This is a genomic window from Micromonospora echinospora (assembly GCF_014203425.1).
Lineage (GTDB): Bacteria > Actinomycetota > Actinomycetes > Mycobacteriales > Micromonosporaceae > Micromonospora > Micromonospora echinospora_A.
The window spans coordinates 1,976,975-1,994,229 of sequence record NZ_JACHJC010000001.1 but is presented as its reverse complement, the minus strand read 5'-3'; the positions used below and the strand labels follow the sequence as shown (position 1 = coordinate 1,994,229).

Sequence of the window (17,255 nt, the reverse complement as noted above, 5' to 3'; positions counted from 1 at the left end):
ACGTGTCGTGCCGTCGTCCGGTGGTGGTGCGGGTCAGGGCAGGCGGGAGAACCACCGCAGCGAGCCGGCGGCGGCGCCCATCGCCAGGACCAGCCCGAGGCCGATGAAGCGGGCCGAGATGTCCTGCCGTTCGGTGCGGTAGCCGACGGAGGTGCCGATGTCCTCGTAGACGTCCTTCAGTTCGGCGGTCGTGGACGCCTCGTGGAAGCCGCCACCGGTCTGCTCGGCGACCGCCCGCAGCGTCTGCCCGTCCACCGGCACCTGGATCGCCCGGCCGCCCCGGTCGACCGAACCACCGGGCGTGCCGAAGGAGATCGTGTGCACCGGCACCTTGGCGGCGACGGCCTGGTCGGCGGCCTCGATCGGGTCCATCCCGGAGGTGTTCGCGCCGTCGGAGAGGATGATGATCCGGGCCGGCGGCGGGTCCTTCGCGGCGGTGGCGTCAAGGCTCTTGACCGCGCCGAGCGAGGTGCTTATCGCCTCGCCGATCGCTGTGCCCTGCACGCCGGTGATGCCCTCGGCCAGCCGCTCGATTCCGTCGTGCAGCGCCTCCCGGTCGGTGCTCGGCGGCACCAGCACCGCGGCGCTGCCGGCGAACGCGACGAGGCCGACGTTGAACTCGTCCGGCAGCCCGTCGACGAACCGGCGGCCGGCGTCCTTGGCCGCTGTCAGCCGGTCCGGGTCCACGTCACCGGCGAGCATGGAGGTGGAGACGTCGACCGCCACCATCACAGTGGCCCGCTCCCGGGGGACCCGCACCTCCGCCTCGGGGCGGGCGAACCCGACCACGAGCAGCGCCAGCATGGCGAGGAACAGGCCCGCCGGGACGTGCCGCCGCCAGGCCGGGCGGCGCGGGGCGACCCGGTCCAGCAGGCGCAGGTTGGTGAAGCGCACCGCGTACCGGCTCTGCCGCCGTTGCAGCACCAGATAACCGGCGACGAGCGCGACGACGGCGAGCAGCAGCCAGAGGCGGGCGGGTGACTGCCAGGTCATGCGACACCTCCGCGGGCGGCGGCCGGCACTGTGGCCAGCCGGCGCTGCTCGTGCACGTGCCGGACCACGTCCGCGCACCAGTCCCGGTCGGTGCGCAGCGCCATGTGGGTGGCGCCGGCCCGGCGCAGCGTGTCGCGTACCTGCTCGCGCTGCTCGGCGGCGGCGCGCGCGTACCGCTCGCGCAGGTCGGGGTCGCCGGTCCACACCTCGCGGTGCCGACCGCTCTCCGGGTCGACGAGCGTGATCAGCCCGACGTCGGGCAGCTCCAGCTCACGCGGGTCGGTCACCTCGACCGCGAGCACCTGGTGCCGTACCGCGAGGCGGCGCAGCGCGGCCGCCCAGGGCGGTGGCGCGGCGTCCGGGTCGTCGGGCAGCTCGTCGAGGAAATCGGAGACGATCACCACGAGCCCGCGCCGGGTGGCGACGCGCTGGAGACCGTCCAGCCCGTCGGCCAGGCCCGGCCCCGCGGCCGGCGGGCGTGCGCCGGCCGCGGCCGCGCCGCCCGGGTCCCGCCCGTCGTCGGTACGCGGAGCGCGGAGCAGCGCACGGAGCAGCCCGAGCAGATGGGTACGCCCGCTGCGGGCCGGAAAGCGGCGCAGCCCGTCGGGCGTGAGCACCTGCGCGCCGAGCCGGTTGCCGACTCCGGCGGTGAGGAAGCCGATCGCGGCCACCGCGGCCACCGCCAGCTCCCGTTTGTCCAGTGTGGAGGTGCCGTACTCCATGCTGGGGCTGGCGTCGACGAGCAGCCAGGTGGTCAGTTCCCGGTCCGCGTCGACCTGGCGGACGTGCGGCACCGTGGTCCGGGCGGTGACCGCCCAGTCCATCCGGCGTACCTCGTCCTCACCGGGGCGGTACTCCCGGCTGCCGGCGGCCTCGCTGCCCGGTCCGGGCAGCAGGCCCCGGTACCGGCCGTGCAGCAGGCCGTCGAGCCGCCGGGTCACTGTCAGCTCCAGCCGGCGCAGCCGCTGGTCCGGCGCGAGGTCGGTCAGCCCGGGCTCGGCCGCGCCGGTCATGCCGCCGCCAGGTCCGGCGCCGCCTCGGTGGGCCCGTTCACCAGCCGGGGCGGCGGCACCGCCTCGATCACCCGGCGCACCACGTCCTCGCCGGAGATCCCGTCGGCGACCGCGTCGAAGGTGAGCACGAGCCGGTGCGCCAGCACGTCCACCGCCAGGTCCCGGATGTCCTCGGGGAGCACGTAGTCCCGGCCGTGGATGAGCGCCTGCGCGCGGGCGGCCGCCACCAGGCCGAGCGTGGCCCGAGGGCTGGCCCCGTACGCCAGCAGGGGCGCGATGTCGGGCATGCCGAAGCGTTCCGGGTCCCGGGTGGCGAGGATGAGGCGGACCACGTACTCGGCGAGCGCGTGGTGGACGAAGACGTCGGTGGCGCGGCGCTGGAGGTCACGCAGCCGGGTCGGGTCGAGCACCGTGCTGGCGGTGGGGCGCTCGGTGCTCATCCGGTAGAGGATGGCCAGCTCGTCGGCGTCGCTCGGATAGTCGACCACGACCTTCATGAGGAAGCGGTCGCGCTGCGCCTCGGGGAGCTGGTAGACGCCCTCGGACTCGATCGGGTTCTGGGTGGCCAGGACCAGGAACGGCTCCGGCACCGGCCAGCTCCGCCCGCCGATCGAGACCTGCCCTTCGGCCATCGCCTCCAGCAGCGCCGACTGCACCTTGGCCGGAGCCCGGTTGATCTCGTCGGCGAGCACGAGGTTCGCCATGATCGGGCCCAGCTCCACGTCGAACTGCTCGGTCGAGGCGCGGTAGATGCGGGTGCCGACGATGTCGGAGGGCACCAGGTCGGGCGTGAACTGGATCCGGGAGAACGTGCCGCTGACCACTGTGGCGAGCGTCTGCGCCGCGAGCGTCTTGGCCACTCCCGGTACGCCCTCCAGCAGGCAGTGACCGTTGGCGATGAGGGCGGTGAGCAGGCGGTCGACGAGCCGATCCTGCCCGACGATCACGCGTTTGACCTCGACGAGGGTCTGTTCCAGCTCGACGCCGCTCGCGTCGGCATCGACCAGGCTGGGCACGCTGGCCAGGGTGTCCGAGATGTCCGTCACGGTGCTTGCTTCCCGTGCCGGACCGGCGACAAACGTCGGATTATCGGCGCCGGAGGGGCAGTGGCCGAACCGGACGGGCAGCATCTCCCCGATCGGGCGGCAACGGCGCGAACCGTCGCGGCGCGGGCCGGACCGGGACGGAACACGACACCGGCCCTCGCCGGAGCGAGGGCCGGCGCGCGGCCGGACGGGTCAGTTGGCGACCAGGATGTGGAACGGCCGGTCGGCGAAGCCACCGGCGGAGTTGCGGGTCTGCACGAAGACCGCGTTCGGGGTCAGCGTGCGCGGCGCGGCCGACACCTCGCCGCCCGGCGGGATGTCGGCCGAAGTGTTCGTGCCGATGGACACGTGGTACGACTTCTGCCTCACGTCGTAGTCGAACAGCACCTGGTACTGCCCGGCGGACACGCCCGGCCCGGGTGCGAACCGGAGCGAGGACACCACGTTGCCGGAGTGCTGCAGCAGCGTCCCGTTGGCCGACACGACCGCCCAGGCGACCTGGCCAGGGGCCGGCGGGGCCAGCGTGGCGCGCATGGCGGCACGGGCGGCCTGCCGCTCGGCGGCGGTCACCGGCGGCTGCGCGGTGCTGTGCCGGGCGCCGGGCTGGGGCCGCGCCTCCGACTGGGCGGCCGCGGCAATCCCTCCACCGGCCAGGGTGAGGGACAGCGCGGCGAGCGCCACCACCGTCGCCTTTCGCTTGAAGAATGTGGCCATGAGTTCTCCCTTGGTAAACCGTGGTGATACGGCGACTGCGCGCGTCAAATTGCGGATCATCGGGTATCCGCCGGGGAGCGCACCGCTCGTGAGCTGGCCTTACTACAGAGAGTCGCGACGTCTCAACCAGGGGGAACGTAGCACCGGGAAATGCAGGCGGTCAATAGCTCATATTGCGTGTCCGGTCGATCGAAAAGCTGCTCAGAAATTGCGGACGAGCATTCCCGAAATTGTTTCGCCGGGCATCGCGGCGGCGCGGCGCCGGGTAGCCTGACGACCATGATCACGGCACCGGACCTGTCCCGGGGCGGCACCCGGGGCGGACTCTGGGCCACCACCGCGTGCTGGCTGGCAGTCGCGCCGGTCGCCGCCTGGGCGCTCGTCCGCCTGGCCGGGCTGGAACGCGGTCCGCTGGTGCTGGCGATCGCCTTCACGCCGTACGTCGCCGCGGTGGCCCCGGTCGTGGCGGTGTCGGCGCTGGCCCTGCGGCGCCGGGCCCCGGCGGTGGTCGCGGCCCTCGCCGCGCTGTCGCTGATCGGCGCGGTGGCGCCCCGGGTGATTCCCGACACCGGTCCCCCGGCCGACGGGCCGACGCTGCGGCTGCTCACCGCCAACCTGCGCCTCGGCTCGGCCGACGCGGCGGGACTGGTCGGCCTGGTCCGGACGCGCCGGGTGGACGTGCTCACGGTGCAGGAACTCACCCCGGCGCTCGCGACCGAGCTGGACCGGCTCGGCCTGGCCACGCTGCTGCCGCACCGGTCGCTGAGCCCCGAGGTCGGCTCCACCGGCTCCGGCGTGTACGCCCGCCACCCGCTGCGCGACACCGGGCACCGCCGCAACAAGGGGTTCTTCTTCACCCAGGCGTACGCGACGGTGACGGTGCCGGGGGCGCCGCCGTTACGGGTGGAATCGGCGCACCCGGCCGCGCCGTACGCGGTCGACGTGGTGCCGGACTGGTGGACCGACCAGCGCGCCCAGCCGCCGGCCACCCCGGACGGCGGGCTGAGCGTGCTGGCCGGGGACTTCAACGCGACGCTCGACCACGCGGCGCTGCGGGGCCTGATCGCCACCGGCTACACCGACGCGGCGGACGCGGCCGGGGCCGGGTTCGGCGGCACCTGGGGCCCGTACGACGGCGACCCGATCCCGCCGGTCACCATCGACCACGTCCTGGTGGACCGGCGCATCGCGGTGCGCGCCGCCGGCACCTTCCCGGTGCCGGGCAGCGATCACCGCGCGCTGCTGGCCGAGCTGCGCCTGCCGGCCGGGTGAGTCAGGCCGCGCTCCCGCCCGGCACACGGGCCCGGTCCAGGCCGTAGGTGAGGGCGTCGACGAGCGCGACCCAGCTGGCCTCGACGACGTTCGGGTGCACGCCCACAGTGGTCCAGTCGCGACCGGCCCCGGCGGTCTCCACGAGCACCCGCGTCACCGCGCCGGTGCCGTGGCTTCCCTCCAGGATGCGGACCTTGTAGTCGGCCAGCTCGAATTCGCGCAGTTCCGGGTAGTGCCGCGCCAGGCCCACCCGCAGCGCCTCGTCCAGCGCGTTGACCGGGCCGTTGCCCTCGGCGGTGGCGATCACCCGTTCGCCGCGTACCCGGATCTTCACGGTGGCCTCGGAGACCACTGCGCCGTCCTCGCGGTGCTCGACCAGCACCCGGTACGACTCCAGCGTGAACGGCCGGACCGGCGCCGCGCCCGGCAGCTCCGAGCGGACCAGCAGTTCGAACGAGGCGTCGGCGGCCTCGAACGACCACCCGTCGGCCTCCAGCTCCTTGACCCGCCCGGTGACCCGGGACAGGGTGTCCGGATGGCCGGCCAGGTCCAGACCGAGCTCACGGCTCTTGAGCTCGATGCTGGCCCGGCCGGCCATCTCGGTCACCAGGATCCGCATGTCGTTGCCCACCACGGTGGGTTCCACGTGGTTGTAGAGCAACGGGTCGACCTTGATCGCGCTCGCGTGCAGCCCCGCCTTGTGAGCGAAGGCGGCGGCCCCGACGTAGGCCTGGTGGGTGTCGGGGGCGATGTTGGCGATCTCGGCGATGGCGTGCGAGACCCGCACCATCTGTTCCAGGCAGCCCTCCGGTAGGACGGGCATGCCCAGTTTGAGCTGAAGATTGGCGACGATCGCGAAGATGTCGGCGTTGCCGGGGCGCTCGCCGTACCCGTTGGCGGTGCCCTGCACGTGGCGGACGCCGGCCTCGACCGCGGCGATGGTGTTGGCGACCGCGCAGGCGGTGTCGTTCTGCGCGTGCATGCCGAGCAGTTCCGGCGCGATCCCGGTGCGCGCCACCAGCCCTTCGATCACGGCGGTGACCTGGGAGGGCAGCATGCCGCCGTTGGTGTCGCAGAGCACGAAGCGCTCGGCGCCGGCGGCCAGCGCGGTCTCCGCCACGGCGGTGGTGTAGCCCGGGTCGAAGCGGAACCCGTCGTAGCAGTGCTCCCCGTCGACGAAGACCCGCCGGCCCTGCGCCACCAGGTACGACACGGTGTCGCGGATCATCGCCAGGTTCTCCTCGGCGGTGGTGCGCAGCGCGCGTTCCACGTGCCGCAGGTCCGCCTTGGCGACCAGGGCGACGGCCGGGGTCTGCGCGTCGAGCAGCCCGCGCACCTGCGGGTCGTCCTCGACCGCCAGGCCGGCCTTGCGGGTGGCGCCGAAGGCGACCAGGATCGCGTGCCGCAGTTCCAGCTCGGTGCGGGCCCGGCGGAAGAACTCGGTGTCCTTCGGCACCGCGCCCGGCCAGCCCCCCTCGATGAAGCCGACCCCGAGGTCGTCGAGCAGGCGGGCCACCGCCAGCTTGTCGACCACCGAGTACGTGAGTCCTTCGCGCTGGGCGCCGTCGCGCAGCGTCGTGTCGTACACCTGGAAGGTCATCGGAGTCCTCTTCTCGTGTCCGTCCTGGGGGGCAAACAAAAAGACCCCCCGCGGATGCGGGAGGTCTGCGCGCTCGGCGAGGGAGGGCCGGCGCGCTAGCTGCTAATGATCAGGACGAAGCTGGTCACGACCCGTACTCTGCCACCTCGCACTCGGTTTTGGGAGGCGAAACCCATATTCCGGGACGATCGCGGGGCTGGTGATCGCCTTCACACCCGGACACCGCCCCCTGGGAGCACAAACAGGACTGCGGAAGAATCTTGAACCGATCCAGTTACTGGCCCGGCCACCCTGCCCGGCCACGCTCAAGGAGGACCCGTGCTCACTGTCGGTGACCACTTCCCCGAGTACGAACTCACCGCCTGCGTGTCGCTCGACGCCGACAAGGCGTTCGAGACGATCAACCACAAGTCCCACGAGGGCCAGTGGCGCGTCGTGTTCTTCTGGCCGAAGGACTTCACCTTCGTCTGCCCCACCGAGATCGCCGAGTTCGGTCGCCTCAACGGCGAGTTCGCCGACCGCGACGCCCAGGTGCTCGGCGTCTCCGTCGACAACGAGTTCGTCCACTACGCCTGGCGCAAGGACCACCCGGACCTGCGCGAGCTGCCCTTCCCGATGCTCAGCGACATCAAGCGTGAGCTGACCTCCGCCTGCGGCGTGCTCGGCGAAGACGGTGTCGCCCAGCGGGCCACCTTCATCGTGGACCCGAACAACGAGATCCAGTTCGTCATGGTGACCGCCGGTTCGGTCGGCCGTAACGTCTCCGAGGTGCTGCGGGTGCTCGACGCCCTCCAGACCGACGAGCTGTGCCCGTGCAACTGGAACTCCGGCGGCGCGACGCTCGACGCCAACGCGCTCCTCGCCGGCGCCGGGGCCTGACCATGGGTCTGGACGCGATCAAGGCGGGCCTGCCGGAGTACGCCAAGGACATCCGGCTCAACCTCGGCTCCACCATCACCACCTCGACGCTGAAGCCGGAGCAGGCCTGGGGCACCGCCCTGGCCTGCGCGGTGGCGGCCCGCAACCCGGTGGTGCTGCGGGAGATCGCCGCGGAGGCGGCAGGTCACCTCACGCCCGAGGCGGTCGAGGCGGCAAAGGGCGCGGCGGCGGTCATGGCGATGAACAACGTCTACTACCGGGCCAAGCACCTGATCGGCGACGAGCAGTACGCGTCGCTGCCGGCCCGGCTGCGGATGCAGATCATCGCCCGCCCCGGCGTGGAGAAGACCGACTTCGAGCTGTGGTGCCTCGCCGTCTCGGCGATCACCGGCTGCGGCGTCTGCCTGGAGTCGCACGAGAAGACGCTGCGCGCCGCCGGGTTCAGCCGTGAGCAGGTGCACGAGGGGCTGCGGATCGCCGCCGTCGTACATGCCGCCGCGGTGACCCTGGACGCGGAGGCCGCGCTGGCCTGATCCACCGGGCCGAACGCGCCCGAGCGGCGCCGCGCGGGCCGACGTCCCGAGGGGCCGGCGCCACCACCGTGGCGCCGGCCCTTCGGCGTCGGCGGGCCGGCAGCCTGCCCTTCGGCGGTTGACCCCCGGACAGCGTGGGTAACCCACCCGACTGATGACGGCGCCGCGACGGCCGCGGCCCTCGGGACGGGAGGCGGCACATGGACGGACTGGACCCGCGCGCCACGCACGGCGGCACCGAGCCGATCCTCGACGACGGCCGGGGCGCGGTCGCCGGTGGAGCCCCGGCGGGCGCCTTCGACCCGTGGCGCTACCGCGACGAGGCGGGCGTGGCGAGCGCCGACCTGACCGGCTACAAGGTCGAGGCCACCGACGGCGCCATCGGCAAGATCGACCGGGCGAGCCACGAGGTGGACGACAGCTACCTGGTCGTGGACACCGGGCCGTGGATCTTCGGCAAGAAGGTGATGCTCCCGGCCGGCACCGTGAACCTCGTCGACCACGACGCCCGTACCGTGCACGTCGACCGGGACAAGGACCAGATCAAGGCCGCACCGGAATTCGACGAGGCCAGCCACGCCGACCCGGGCTACCGGGACCGGCTCGGCGGCTACTACGGCGAGAGCCACTCGGCGCTGCCACCGGACGTACCGCCGCGCATCTGACACCTCGGCGACGGCCGGCGGGACGTGTGAACGCCCCGTCGGCCGTTACCGTGTCGGATGTGGACGCCCCGCAGAGCCCCTTCCCCACCCTGTTCAACTTCCGTGAGGTCGGCGGGTACGCCGCCGGCGACGGGCGCGGCGTACGGCGCGGCCGGCTCTACCGTTCCGACTCGCTGCACCGCATCGACGAGAGCGACCGGGCGGCGTTCACCGCGCTCGGCATCCGTACCGTGATCGACCTGCGCCGCCCCACCGAGGTGGAACGCGACGGGCGGGTGCCCGCCTACGACGGGCTCACCTACCGGCACATCCACCCCGAGCACGCCGACTGGGGCGCGAACCGGTTCGACGCCTCCGGCGTCAGCCTGGCCCGCTACCTGGCCGACCGGTACGCCGACCTGGCACGCACCGGCACGGCCGGGCTCGCCGAGGCGGTCGGACTGATCGCCGACAGCGCCAACGCCCCGGTGGTGGTGCACTGCGTCGCCGGCAAGGACCGCACCGGCATCGTCTGCGCGCTCACGCTGGCCGTGCTCGGGGTGCCCGACGAGGACGTGGTCGCCGACTACGCGCTCAGCAGCGCCGCGTCGCAGCGCTTCGCCGAGTGGGTACGGGCCACGCTGCCGGACGCGGAGGAGCCGCCGCCGCCGTTCCTGGACTCGCCCGCCGAGACGATGGAGCTGTTCCTGGCCGAGCTGCGCGCCGGCTACGGCTCGGTCGAGGGCTATCTGACCCACGCCGGCGTCACCGAGGCGCAGTTGGAGTCCCTGCGCACCCACCTGCTGGACTGACCCCCGCCGCGTGGTGGTCGGGGAGCGGACTCCTCGACCACCACGCGGGCGGGACGGTCAGATGACCCGGGTGACCCAGCCGTGCGGGTCCTCGGCGCGACCGCGCTGGATGTCGACGAGCTTCTGGCGCAGCGCCATGGTGGTCCGGCCCGGTTCGCCACCGCCGATGAGGAACTCGCCCGCCGGGAAGCGCACGCCGCCGATCGGGGTGACGACAGCGGCCGTGCCGCAGGCGAACACCTCGCGCAGTCGCCCGCTGGCCGCGTCCGTCTGCCAGTCGGCGAAGCTGACCGGCGCCTCCCGCACCTCGTGCCCGGCCTCGGCGGCCAGCGCGAGGATCGCGTCGCGGGTGATGCCGGGCAGGATCGTGCCGCCCAGCGGCGGGGTGACGATGCTGCCGTCGTCGTAGACGAAGAAGACGTTCATGCCGCCCAGCTCGTCGACGTAGCGCCGCTCGACCGCGTCCAGGAAGACCACCTGGTCGCAGCCGGCCTCGATCGCCTCGGCCTGTGCCGCGAGCGAGGCCGCGTAGTTGCCGCCGCACTTCGCCGCGCCGGTGCCGCCGGGCGCCGCCCGGGTGTAGTCCGGCGAGACCCAGACCGTCACCGGCTTCACCCCACCGGAGAAGTACGCCCCGGCGGGCGAGGCGATGACGCAGTAGAGGTATTCGTTGGCCGGGCGCACACCGAGGAAGACCTCGCTGGCGAACATGAACGGACGCAGGTAGAGGCTGGCGTCCTCGTGCTGCGGGATCCACGCCTGGTCGATCTCGACGAGCCGGCGCAGCGACTCCACGAACGTCTCGTCCGGCAGCTCCGGCATGGCGAGCCGGCGGGCGGACGCGTTGAACCGGGCCGCGTTCGCCTCCGGGCGGAACATCGTCACCGCGTCACCGGTGCGGTACGCCTTCAGCCCTTCGAAGATCTCCTGCGCGTAGTGCAGCACCGCCGCCGCCGGGTCCATCGGGATCGGCGCGCGCGCCTCCAGGCGGGCGTCGTACCAGCCCTTGCCCTCGGCGTAGCGGATGGTGACCATGTGGTCGGTGAAGACCCGGCCGAAACCGGGGTTCGCCAGCAGGGCGGCCCGGTCGGCGGCGGATACCGGCGCGGGATTCGGACGGATCTCGAAATCGAGCTTGTCACCACCGCTCATCGCGCTGACCTCCCTGCGGGTTCACGGCATGCGGGATCGCACGCCGACGTCACTGGTGCCAGAAACTTACCCCGAACGGTCGTTCAGCGGATAGATCCGCCCGCAGGCGGTCACGTCGCACCGGACCGCCGGAGCGGGCCCGGAGACGGGTCTGGCGGCCCGTTACCGGGCCGCCAGGAAGGAATCGGCCCGGTCAGGATACGGCGTACCCGGCGAGCCGGTCGCCGACCTCCTCGGTGCGCAGCGGCGCGCCGGGCGTACGCGCGGCCAGCTCGGCGCCGACCGCGGCGGTCACCCGGGCGGCGGCGTCGGCGTGGCCGAGCTGGTCCAGCAGCAGCGCGGCGGAGAGCACGGCGGCGACCGGGTCGGCGACGCCCTTGCCGGCGATGTCCGGCGCGGAGCCGTGCACCGGCTCGAACATCGACGGGTAGCGCCCCTCCGGGTTGATGCAGCCGCTGGCCGCCAGCCCGATGCCGCCGGTCACCGCGGCGGCGATGTCGGTGAGGATGTCGCCGAAGAGGTTGTCGGTGACCACCACGTCGTAGCGGGACGGGTTGGTCACCAGGAACATCGCGGCGGCGTCGATGTGCTGGTACTCGGTGGTGACGTCGGGGTGCTCGGCGGCCACCGCGGCGAAGGCGCGCGACCAGAGCGATCCGGCGTGGGTGAGCACGTTGGTCTTGTGCACGAGCGTGACCTTGCGCCGCTCGCGGCGGCGGGCACGGGCGAAGGCGTCACGGATGACCCGCTCGACGCCGTGCCGGGTGTTCAGGCTCTCCTCGGTGGCCACCTCGGCCGGGGTGTCCCGGTGCAGCGCGCCACCGGCGCCCGCGTACAGGCCCTCGGTGCCCTCGCGGACCACCACGAGGTCGACCTCGCCGGGCTTGACCGCGGCGAGCGGGCCGCCGACGCCGGGCCAGAGCCGGGACGGGCGCAGGTTGACGTACTGGTCGAAGGCGAACCGGAGCTTGAGCAGCAGGCCGCGCTCCAGCACGCCCGGCGGCACGGTCGGGTCGCCGACCGCGCCGAGCAGGATGGCGTCGTGACCGGCCAGCTCGTCGAGGACGGAGTCGGGCAGCGCCTCGCCGGTGCGGTGCCAGCGCGCCGCGCCCAGGTCGTACTCGGTGGCCTCGATGCCGGGCAGCACCGCGTCGAGGACCTTGCGGGCCTGCGCGACCACCTCGGGTCCGATGCCGTCGCCGGCCACCACCGCGATGCGTGCCACCTGATGCTCCTCGTCTCGACGTTCTCGGCAACGGTACGTCGGTGTCCCGGCCCCCGGTACGACTCTTCCACCATTCGGGAAAGGCGAGTCACAGGATGCTCCCAGCCGGCACTCATGGTGCCGTCATCTCCACTGCTTAGGGTCGGGTTCGATCGGGTCGACGCAGGCCCGGAACCGGCCACCGCCGCGATACGGCGGCGACCACCGAGGGGCAGGTGTCATGCGGATCGAACACCGGCGAACCCACTGGGCGGACGAGCAACCACGTACCCGCTGGGTCGATCAGTCCGCGTTCCGCCCGGTCCGTCCGGACCTGCACCTGGGCGCCAGCAGCCACCGCGTCGAGCGGCCCGGCGCCGGCGCGTCCGGCCGGATCGCCGTCCGGCACAACGTGACCACCTCGACCGCCGACTACACGCTGCTGCTCAACGCGCCCGAGTGGCTGGGCCACCGGGTGGTGGGCGAGGCGCTGCGGGACGCCGTCGCCGAACTGCGGGCCGTCGACCTCACCTACGGACCGAACCGGCCGGACAGCCTCGTGTCCCGGCTGCGCCGCGACGAGATCAGCCCCGACTCGTACCCCCCGCTGGCCGACCTGATCGACCTCTGCGCGTCGATGCGGGCGGCGACCGACGGGTGGTTCGACGCCTGGGCCGTGCCCGGCGGCTTCGACCCGGGCGGCCTGCTCGGCGGATGGGCGGTGGAGCGGGCCGCGGCGCGGCTGCGCGCCGCCGGCGTCCACGACTACGCCGTGCTCAGCGGCGCCGACCTGACGGTACGCGGGCGCGCGGCGCACGGCGGGCCGTGGCGGGTCGCGGTGCACCACCCCACCGACACCCGGCGGACGCCTGTCGTGCTGGAGATGACTACCGGCGCGGTGGGCACCTCCGGTGTCACCGGGCGGCGGGGACACGTGATCGACCCGCACACCGGCGAGCCGACCGACCGTCTGGTGGCCGCCACCGTGATCGGCCCGGACCTGGCCGCCGCCGACGCCTACGCCACCGCCCTGTACGCCGCCGGACCGGCCGGACTGGCCTGGTTCCGCCACGACTCGGACTACCGTCCGCTGTTCGCGCAGCACCGGCGCTGAGCCGCGATCGGCCCCCGCGGTCTCGGCAACGACCGTGAGGGCCGGTCAGCGACGAGTGCGCGTGGCTCGCGCAATCGAGGGGTGCGGGCCGACGGGGCGGACGCCCGACCGCGCCACCCGAAGACGGGCCGGGAATCGACTCAGCCGGAAACCGCAACGGTACGCTAGCGAATCGACGCAACTCGACGCAAGAGTCTCCACAGCGGACGCTTCGGAATCGGTGTCGGCAGTCAGCCGGTGAACGCACGGTGGGGCAGAGGTGACGGGCCGGGCCCGGGATGGCACGCTGTCCGCCGTGAGTTTCGATCTGAGCGTGTGGGCCCTGCCGGACAGGGCGACACCGGAGCAGGTGCGGGCGGCGGTGCAGCAGTGCCGCGAGGGCTGGCACGGCAGGCAGCAACCCGACCCGAGGCTGGTCGCCTTCTACCGGGCGATCACGGGGAGCTACCCCGACGGTCCGCCCCGGCCGGGTACGCCGTGGGAGGCGCCGTTGCACACGGCCGCCGACCACATCGAGATGAACCTGAACCCGACCTGCCCGGACCAGGTCCTGCTGGACATCGAACGGCTGGCCGGCGAGCACGACCTGATGCTCTTCGACGCGCAGGACGGCTCGGTCTACCCGCCACCGGCCCGCGTGCGTTCCTGACCGTCCGGAACGACGAAGGGCCCGGCCGCATCCGGCCGGGCCCCGATGTGTCCTGTCCGGACTACACGTCGCGCAGGTCTGCGGCGCTGGCCGCCACCGCGCCGATCGAGTCGGCGGCGGAGGTGAGCAGGTCGGCGCCGAGCGCCTGGTCGACGGTGAGCGTCATCAGCGTCTCGCCACCGGCCTCGCGGCGGGCCACCTGCATGGCGGCGATGTTCACGCCGGCCTCACCGAGCAGCGTGCCGACGGTGCCGACCACGCCGGGCCGGTCGGCGTAGCGCAGGAAGACCAGGATGCCCTCCGCGCCGATCTCCACGTCGAAGCCGTCCACCTCGGTCAGCTTGAACACGTCACGGGCGCCGGTGTGCACCACGGTGCCGGACACCCGGACGGTACGCCCGTCCGGCAGCGCGCCGCGCACGGTCACCAGGTTCGGGTGGTCGACCGTCTCGCCCGGCGTGGCCAGGGTGACCTCGACGCCCCGCTCGGCGGCCAGGTGCGGCGCGTTGACGTAGGTGACCTGCTCCTCCACCACGGAGCTGAACAGCCCCTTGGTGGCGGCGAGCTTGAGCACCGACACGTCGTGGCCGGCGATCTCACCGCGCACCTCGACGGTGACGCTGGCGGCCACCCCGCCGGCCAGGGCGGTGAACGCCCGGCCCAGCCGCTCGGCCAGCGGCAGCAGCGGGCGTACGTCCTCGGCGACCACGCCGCCGGCCTGCACGTTCACCGCGTCCGGGACGAACTCGCCCTGGAGCGCGAGCTTGACGCTCTTGGCCACGGCGAGACCGGCCTTGTCCTGCGCCTCGTTGGTGGAGGCGCCCAGGTGCGGGGTGGCCACCACGTTGTCGAAGGCGAACAGCGGCGAGGAGGTGCAGGGCTCCTTGGCGTACACGTCGACGCCGGCGCCGGCGACCCGGCCCTCCGCGATCGCGTCGGCGAGCGCCTGCTCGTCGACCAGTCCGCCCCGGGCCGCGTTGACGATCCGGACGCCCGGCTTGACGATCGCCAGCTCCTTCTCGCCGATCAGGCCCACCGTCTCCGGCGTCTTCGGCAGGTGGATGGAGATGAAGTCGCTCTCCCGCAGCAGCTCCTCCAGCCCGACCAGGCGGACGCCGAGCTGCGCGGCGCGGGCCGGCTGGATGTACGGGTCGTACGCGATCAGCCGGGTGCCGAACGCGGCGATGCGCTGGGCGAAGAGCACGCCGATGCGACCGAGGCCGACCACGCCCACGGTCTTGCCCTGGATCTCCACGCCGGTGTACTTCGACCGCTTCCACTCGCCGGCCTTGAGCGCGGCGCTGGCGCTGGCGGTGTTGCGGGCCACCGCGAGCAGCAGCGCGACGGCCTGCTCGGCGGCGGAGACGATGTTCGAGGTGGGCGCGTTGACGACCATGACGCCCCGAGCGGTGGCGGCGGACACCTCGACGTTGTCCAGACCGACGCCGGCGCGGGCGACCACCTTGAGCCGCGGCGCGGCCGCGATCGCCTCGGCGTCGATCTGGGTGGCGCTTCGTACGATCACCGCGTCGGCCTCGGAGAGCGCAGAGAGCAGGGCCGGGCGGTCGGTGCCGTCCACGTGGCGCACATCGAAGTCGTGGGCGAGCACCTCGATGGCGGCGGGGGCGAGTTCTTCGGCGATCAGTACGACAGGATTCATCGGTCCTCGTAGACGCTCGGTAATGGTGCGGCCTGGGACGCCGGGGCGCCGCACTGCGCCCTACGCCGATCCGTGCCAGGCCGTCGGGTGCGCTCGGGCACCACACCAAGGATGGTAGGTGGCCGTCCGCCCGGCGTGTCCCGGAGTGCGGGGTGAGGGCCCTCACACACGCCCGTCGCACGCCTGTCATCCCCCGTTCACCGGACGCCGCGCTGGCATCGGGCCGCTACAACGGGAGCTGTCGTCACGAGGGAGGAAGCGCCGATGTCGGTGGTCGTCCGGATCGCGCTGCTGCGGCCGATGGCCCGGCTCGACCCGCTCGGCTGGGGGCCGAGGCTGGCCGAGGCGTTGATCACCCGGTCCCAGGTGGTGAGCGGACCGCGGGATGAAACGGCCCGGCGGACGACCGCCGCCGAGGAGGCGGTGGCGCTCTGCCGTCGGCTGGTCGCCGAACGCCCGGATCGGCACCGGACGGCTCTGGCCCGGGCGCTGGTGGCCCGCGCCGGCGTGCCGGACGTCCGTCCCACGACCGCGATCATCGCCGAACTCACCGAGGCGATCGGGTACGTCGAGGGGTCGTCCGACCGGCTCGGGCTCGTGGCGCTCGCCACCGCTCGGACGCTGCTCGCCCAGCACCGGTCCCAACTAGGCGAGGCACGGGAGGCGCTCACGTCGACGCGGCTGGCGCTGCGCGCCTGGGCCGGCGCGGAGCCGCTCACCGCCGACGACCGGGCCCGGCGGATCGTCACCCTGCTGGCGGCCGGCGAGGGGGCGACGGCGCTGGAGCGGCACGACGAAGCTCTGGACGTTCGCCGGCAGGCGTGGGACGCATACCGCGCGCTTCCCTGGCGGTACCGGTTCCGCTGGAAGGCCGCCGGCGCCAACACGGCGGTAAACCTCGCGTTCAGCATGGCCGTGAACGGTCGTCACCGGGACGCACTGGAACTGCTGACGGCGTCCGCAGCGGACCTGGAGGTGCTCCGCTCCGTCACACCGGTGCCCGGACACCGCGTCTCCGCCGACGCACTGCTGGCCGAGTCGCACTGCCGGCAGGCACTCGGTGAGGTCGAGGCGGCCGAGCGGGCGGCTGCCGGGGCGGTCGACCTCCTACGGCCCTGGGTCGACCAGACTCCCGGGGTACGAGGGAGCGGCCTGGCCAAGGCGTTGCGCGCCCACGGTTCACTGCTGCTGGAGACGGGCCGACCGGACGAGGGCCTCGCCCGCCTCGCCGAAGCCGTCGAGGTGGCGCGCGACGGCGGGGGCGTCCCACTGGCGCGGGCACTGATGGCGCTCGTCCCGGCACGGATGACGGTCGGCGCGTGGGACGACGTGGAGCCGCTCCTGGAGGAGTTGCTGCCCCTCTGCCGACAGCGGGCCGACGACCTCCCCGAGGTGTTTCGCCCGCTGCTCGTCCAGGGCCTGTGCGCGGTGACGGTCATGTCCGCCTTCAAGCGGGGCGACGAGGATCCGCCGCCGCCCGGCACGCGGATCGCCGGAATGACCGGGACAGCGGCCGGACGGGAGGCGGTCGAGCTGGCCCGGTCACTGGTGGCCGGACAACCGACCTACCGTGGGCTGCTGAGCGCGGCCCTGTTCGGCCTGGAGCGGGCCCTGAACCGGTCCGGTGACGTGGCCGGGGCGGCCGAGGCGCTGCGGGAGTGCGTGGCCCTGCGCCGGGAGCTGGCCGACGAGGATCCGGCCCACCGGGCCGGCCTCTCCCAGGCGCTGGGCAATCTCGGCAACCGGCTGGACGCGCTGGGCCGGCTCGACGAGGCGTACGACGCTCACCGCGAGTCGGTGGAGCAGGCGCGTGCGGCGGACGGCGGGCTGCCGCCCGCGGAGGTGGCCGACGCACTGCGCAACCTGGCCGCGTCGCTGGCTGCGCTCGGCCGCCCGGACGAGGCCGGGCGGGCACTCGCCGAGGCGGACCGGCTGGTGGCCACCTGACCGGCGGTGGGTGGGTGGAGCGG

The 17,255-nt window shown here is 73.4% G+C and carries 16 protein-coding genes; 8 read left to right on the top strand and 8 right to left on the bottom strand.

The window, feature by feature from the left end; genetic code table 11:
* Positions 1 to 33 precede the first annotated feature (33 nt).
* The 4 genes from FHU28_RS09520 to FHU28_RS09505 form a co-directional block, all read right to left on the bottom strand.
* Positions 34 to 993 (bottom strand): VWA domain-containing protein, encoded by a 960-nt coding sequence (locus tag FHU28_RS09520; RefSeq protein WP_073830426.1) that lies wholly within the window; start codon positions 991 to 993, stop codon positions 34 to 36.
* Positions 990 to 2,006, bottom strand: coding sequence for a DUF58 domain-containing protein (locus FHU28_RS09515; protein ID WP_184682910.1), 1,017 nt, complete (start codon positions 2,004 to 2,006; stop codon positions 990 to 992). Before FHU28_RS09515 ends, FHU28_RS09520 begins: the two co-directional genes overlap by 4 nt.
* A complete protein-coding gene (locus FHU28_RS09510; protein WP_184682908.1) occupies positions 2,003 to 3,052 on the bottom strand; it encodes an AAA family ATPase in 1,050 nt (349 codons plus the stop codon). The genes FHU28_RS09515 and FHU28_RS09510 overlap by 4 nt, the downstream gene beginning before the upstream one ends.
* A 192-nt stretch (positions 3,053 to 3,244) precedes the next feature.
* Positions 3,245 to 3,766, bottom strand: a complete 522-nt coding sequence (locus tag FHU28_RS09505; RefSeq protein WP_184682906.1) for a hypothetical protein — start codon at positions 3,764 to 3,766, stop codon at positions 3,245 to 3,247.
* Between the two features lie 279 nt (positions 3,767 to 4,045).
* On the opposite strand from FHU28_RS09505, the gene FHU28_RS09500 reads away from it, so the two are divergent.
* On the top strand, positions 4,046 to 5,038 hold the full coding sequence (locus FHU28_RS09500; RefSeq protein WP_184682904.1) for an endonuclease/exonuclease/phosphatase family protein: 993 nt from the start codon (positions 4,046 to 4,048) through the stop codon (positions 5,036 to 5,038).
* A gap of 1 nt (position 5,039) precedes the next feature.
* Here the strand turns inward: FHU28_RS09500 and cimA are convergent, their stop codons facing one another.
* Positions 5,040 to 6,638 (bottom strand): citramalate synthase, encoded by a 1,599-nt coding sequence (cimA, locus tag FHU28_RS09495; RefSeq protein WP_184682902.1) that lies wholly within the window; start codon positions 6,636 to 6,638, stop codon positions 5,040 to 5,042.
* Positions 6,639 to 6,956: 318 nt separating this feature from the next.
* On the opposite strand from cimA, the gene FHU28_RS09490 reads away from it, so the two are divergent.
* The 4 genes from FHU28_RS09490 to FHU28_RS09475 all read left to right on the top strand — a co-directional run bounded on the left by FHU28_RS09490 (position 6,957) and on the right by FHU28_RS09475 (position 9,506).
* Positions 6,957 to 7,517, top strand: coding sequence for a peroxiredoxin (locus tag FHU28_RS09490; RefSeq protein WP_184682900.1), 561 nt, complete (start codon positions 6,957 to 6,959; stop codon positions 7,515 to 7,517).
* A gap of 2 nt (positions 7,518 to 7,519) precedes the next feature.
* Complete coding sequence (gene ahpD / locus FHU28_RS09485; RefSeq protein WP_013284513.1) at positions 7,520 to 8,050, top strand: alkylhydroperoxidase, AhpD family; 531 nt, start codon at positions 7,520 to 7,522, stop codon at positions 8,048 to 8,050.
* A gap of 200 nt (positions 8,051 to 8,250) precedes the next feature.
* Positions 8,251 to 8,715 carry a PRC-barrel domain-containing protein gene (locus FHU28_RS09480; RefSeq protein ID WP_184682898.1) on the top strand — a complete coding sequence of 155 codons (465 nt, stop codon included), beginning with the start codon at positions 8,251 to 8,253 and terminating at the stop codon, positions 8,713 to 8,715.
* 50 nt (positions 8,716 to 8,765) lie between these two features.
* Positions 8,766 to 9,506 (top strand): tyrosine-protein phosphatase, encoded by a 741-nt coding sequence (locus FHU28_RS09475; protein ID WP_184682896.1) that lies wholly within the window; start codon positions 8,766 to 8,768, stop codon positions 9,504 to 9,506.
* Positions 9,507 to 9,563: 57 nt separating this feature from the next.
* Here the strand turns inward: FHU28_RS09475 and FHU28_RS09470 are convergent, their stop codons facing one another.
* Positions 9,564 to 10,658, bottom strand: a complete 1,095-nt coding sequence (locus FHU28_RS09470) for a branched-chain amino acid aminotransferase (protein ID WP_184682894.1) — start codon at positions 10,656 to 10,658, stop codon at positions 9,564 to 9,566.
* Positions 10,659 to 10,851: 193 nt separating this feature from the next.
* Positions 10,852 to 11,883, bottom strand: coding sequence for a 3-isopropylmalate dehydrogenase (locus FHU28_RS09465; RefSeq protein WP_030500874.1), 1,032 nt, complete (start codon positions 11,881 to 11,883; stop codon positions 10,852 to 10,854).
* A gap of 220 nt (positions 11,884 to 12,103) precedes the next feature.
* Between FHU28_RS09465 and FHU28_RS09460 the strand changes: the two genes are divergently transcribed.
* Both FHU28_RS09460 and FHU28_RS09455 read left to right on the top strand, forming a co-directional pair.
* Positions 12,104 to 12,976 carry an FAD:protein FMN transferase gene (locus FHU28_RS09460; protein ID WP_184682892.1) on the top strand — a complete coding sequence of 291 codons (873 nt, stop codon included), beginning with the start codon at positions 12,104 to 12,106 and terminating at the stop codon, positions 12,974 to 12,976.
* A 295-nt stretch (positions 12,977 to 13,271) separates the two neighbouring features.
* The gene (locus FHU28_RS09455; protein ID WP_184682890.1) at positions 13,272 to 13,625 is read left to right on the top strand and encodes a hypothetical protein; all 354 of its coding nucleotides are present in this window, start codon (positions 13,272 to 13,274) and stop codon (positions 13,623 to 13,625) included.
* 61 nt (positions 13,626 to 13,686) lie between these two features.
* Here the strand turns inward: FHU28_RS09455 and serA are convergent, their stop codons facing one another.
* Complete coding sequence (serA, locus tag FHU28_RS09450; RefSeq protein ID WP_184682888.1) at positions 13,687 to 15,285, bottom strand: phosphoglycerate dehydrogenase; 1,599 nt, start codon at positions 15,283 to 15,285, stop codon at positions 13,687 to 13,689.
* Between the two features lie 264 nt (positions 15,286 to 15,549).
* Here serA and FHU28_RS09445 point away from each other — a divergent pair, with 264 nt between their 5' ends.
* Entirely contained in the window at positions 15,550 to 17,232 is a 1,683-nt protein-coding gene (locus FHU28_RS09445) for a tetratricopeptide repeat protein (RefSeq protein ID WP_184682886.1), read from the top strand.
* Positions 17,233 to 17,255: the final 23 nt, after the last annotated feature.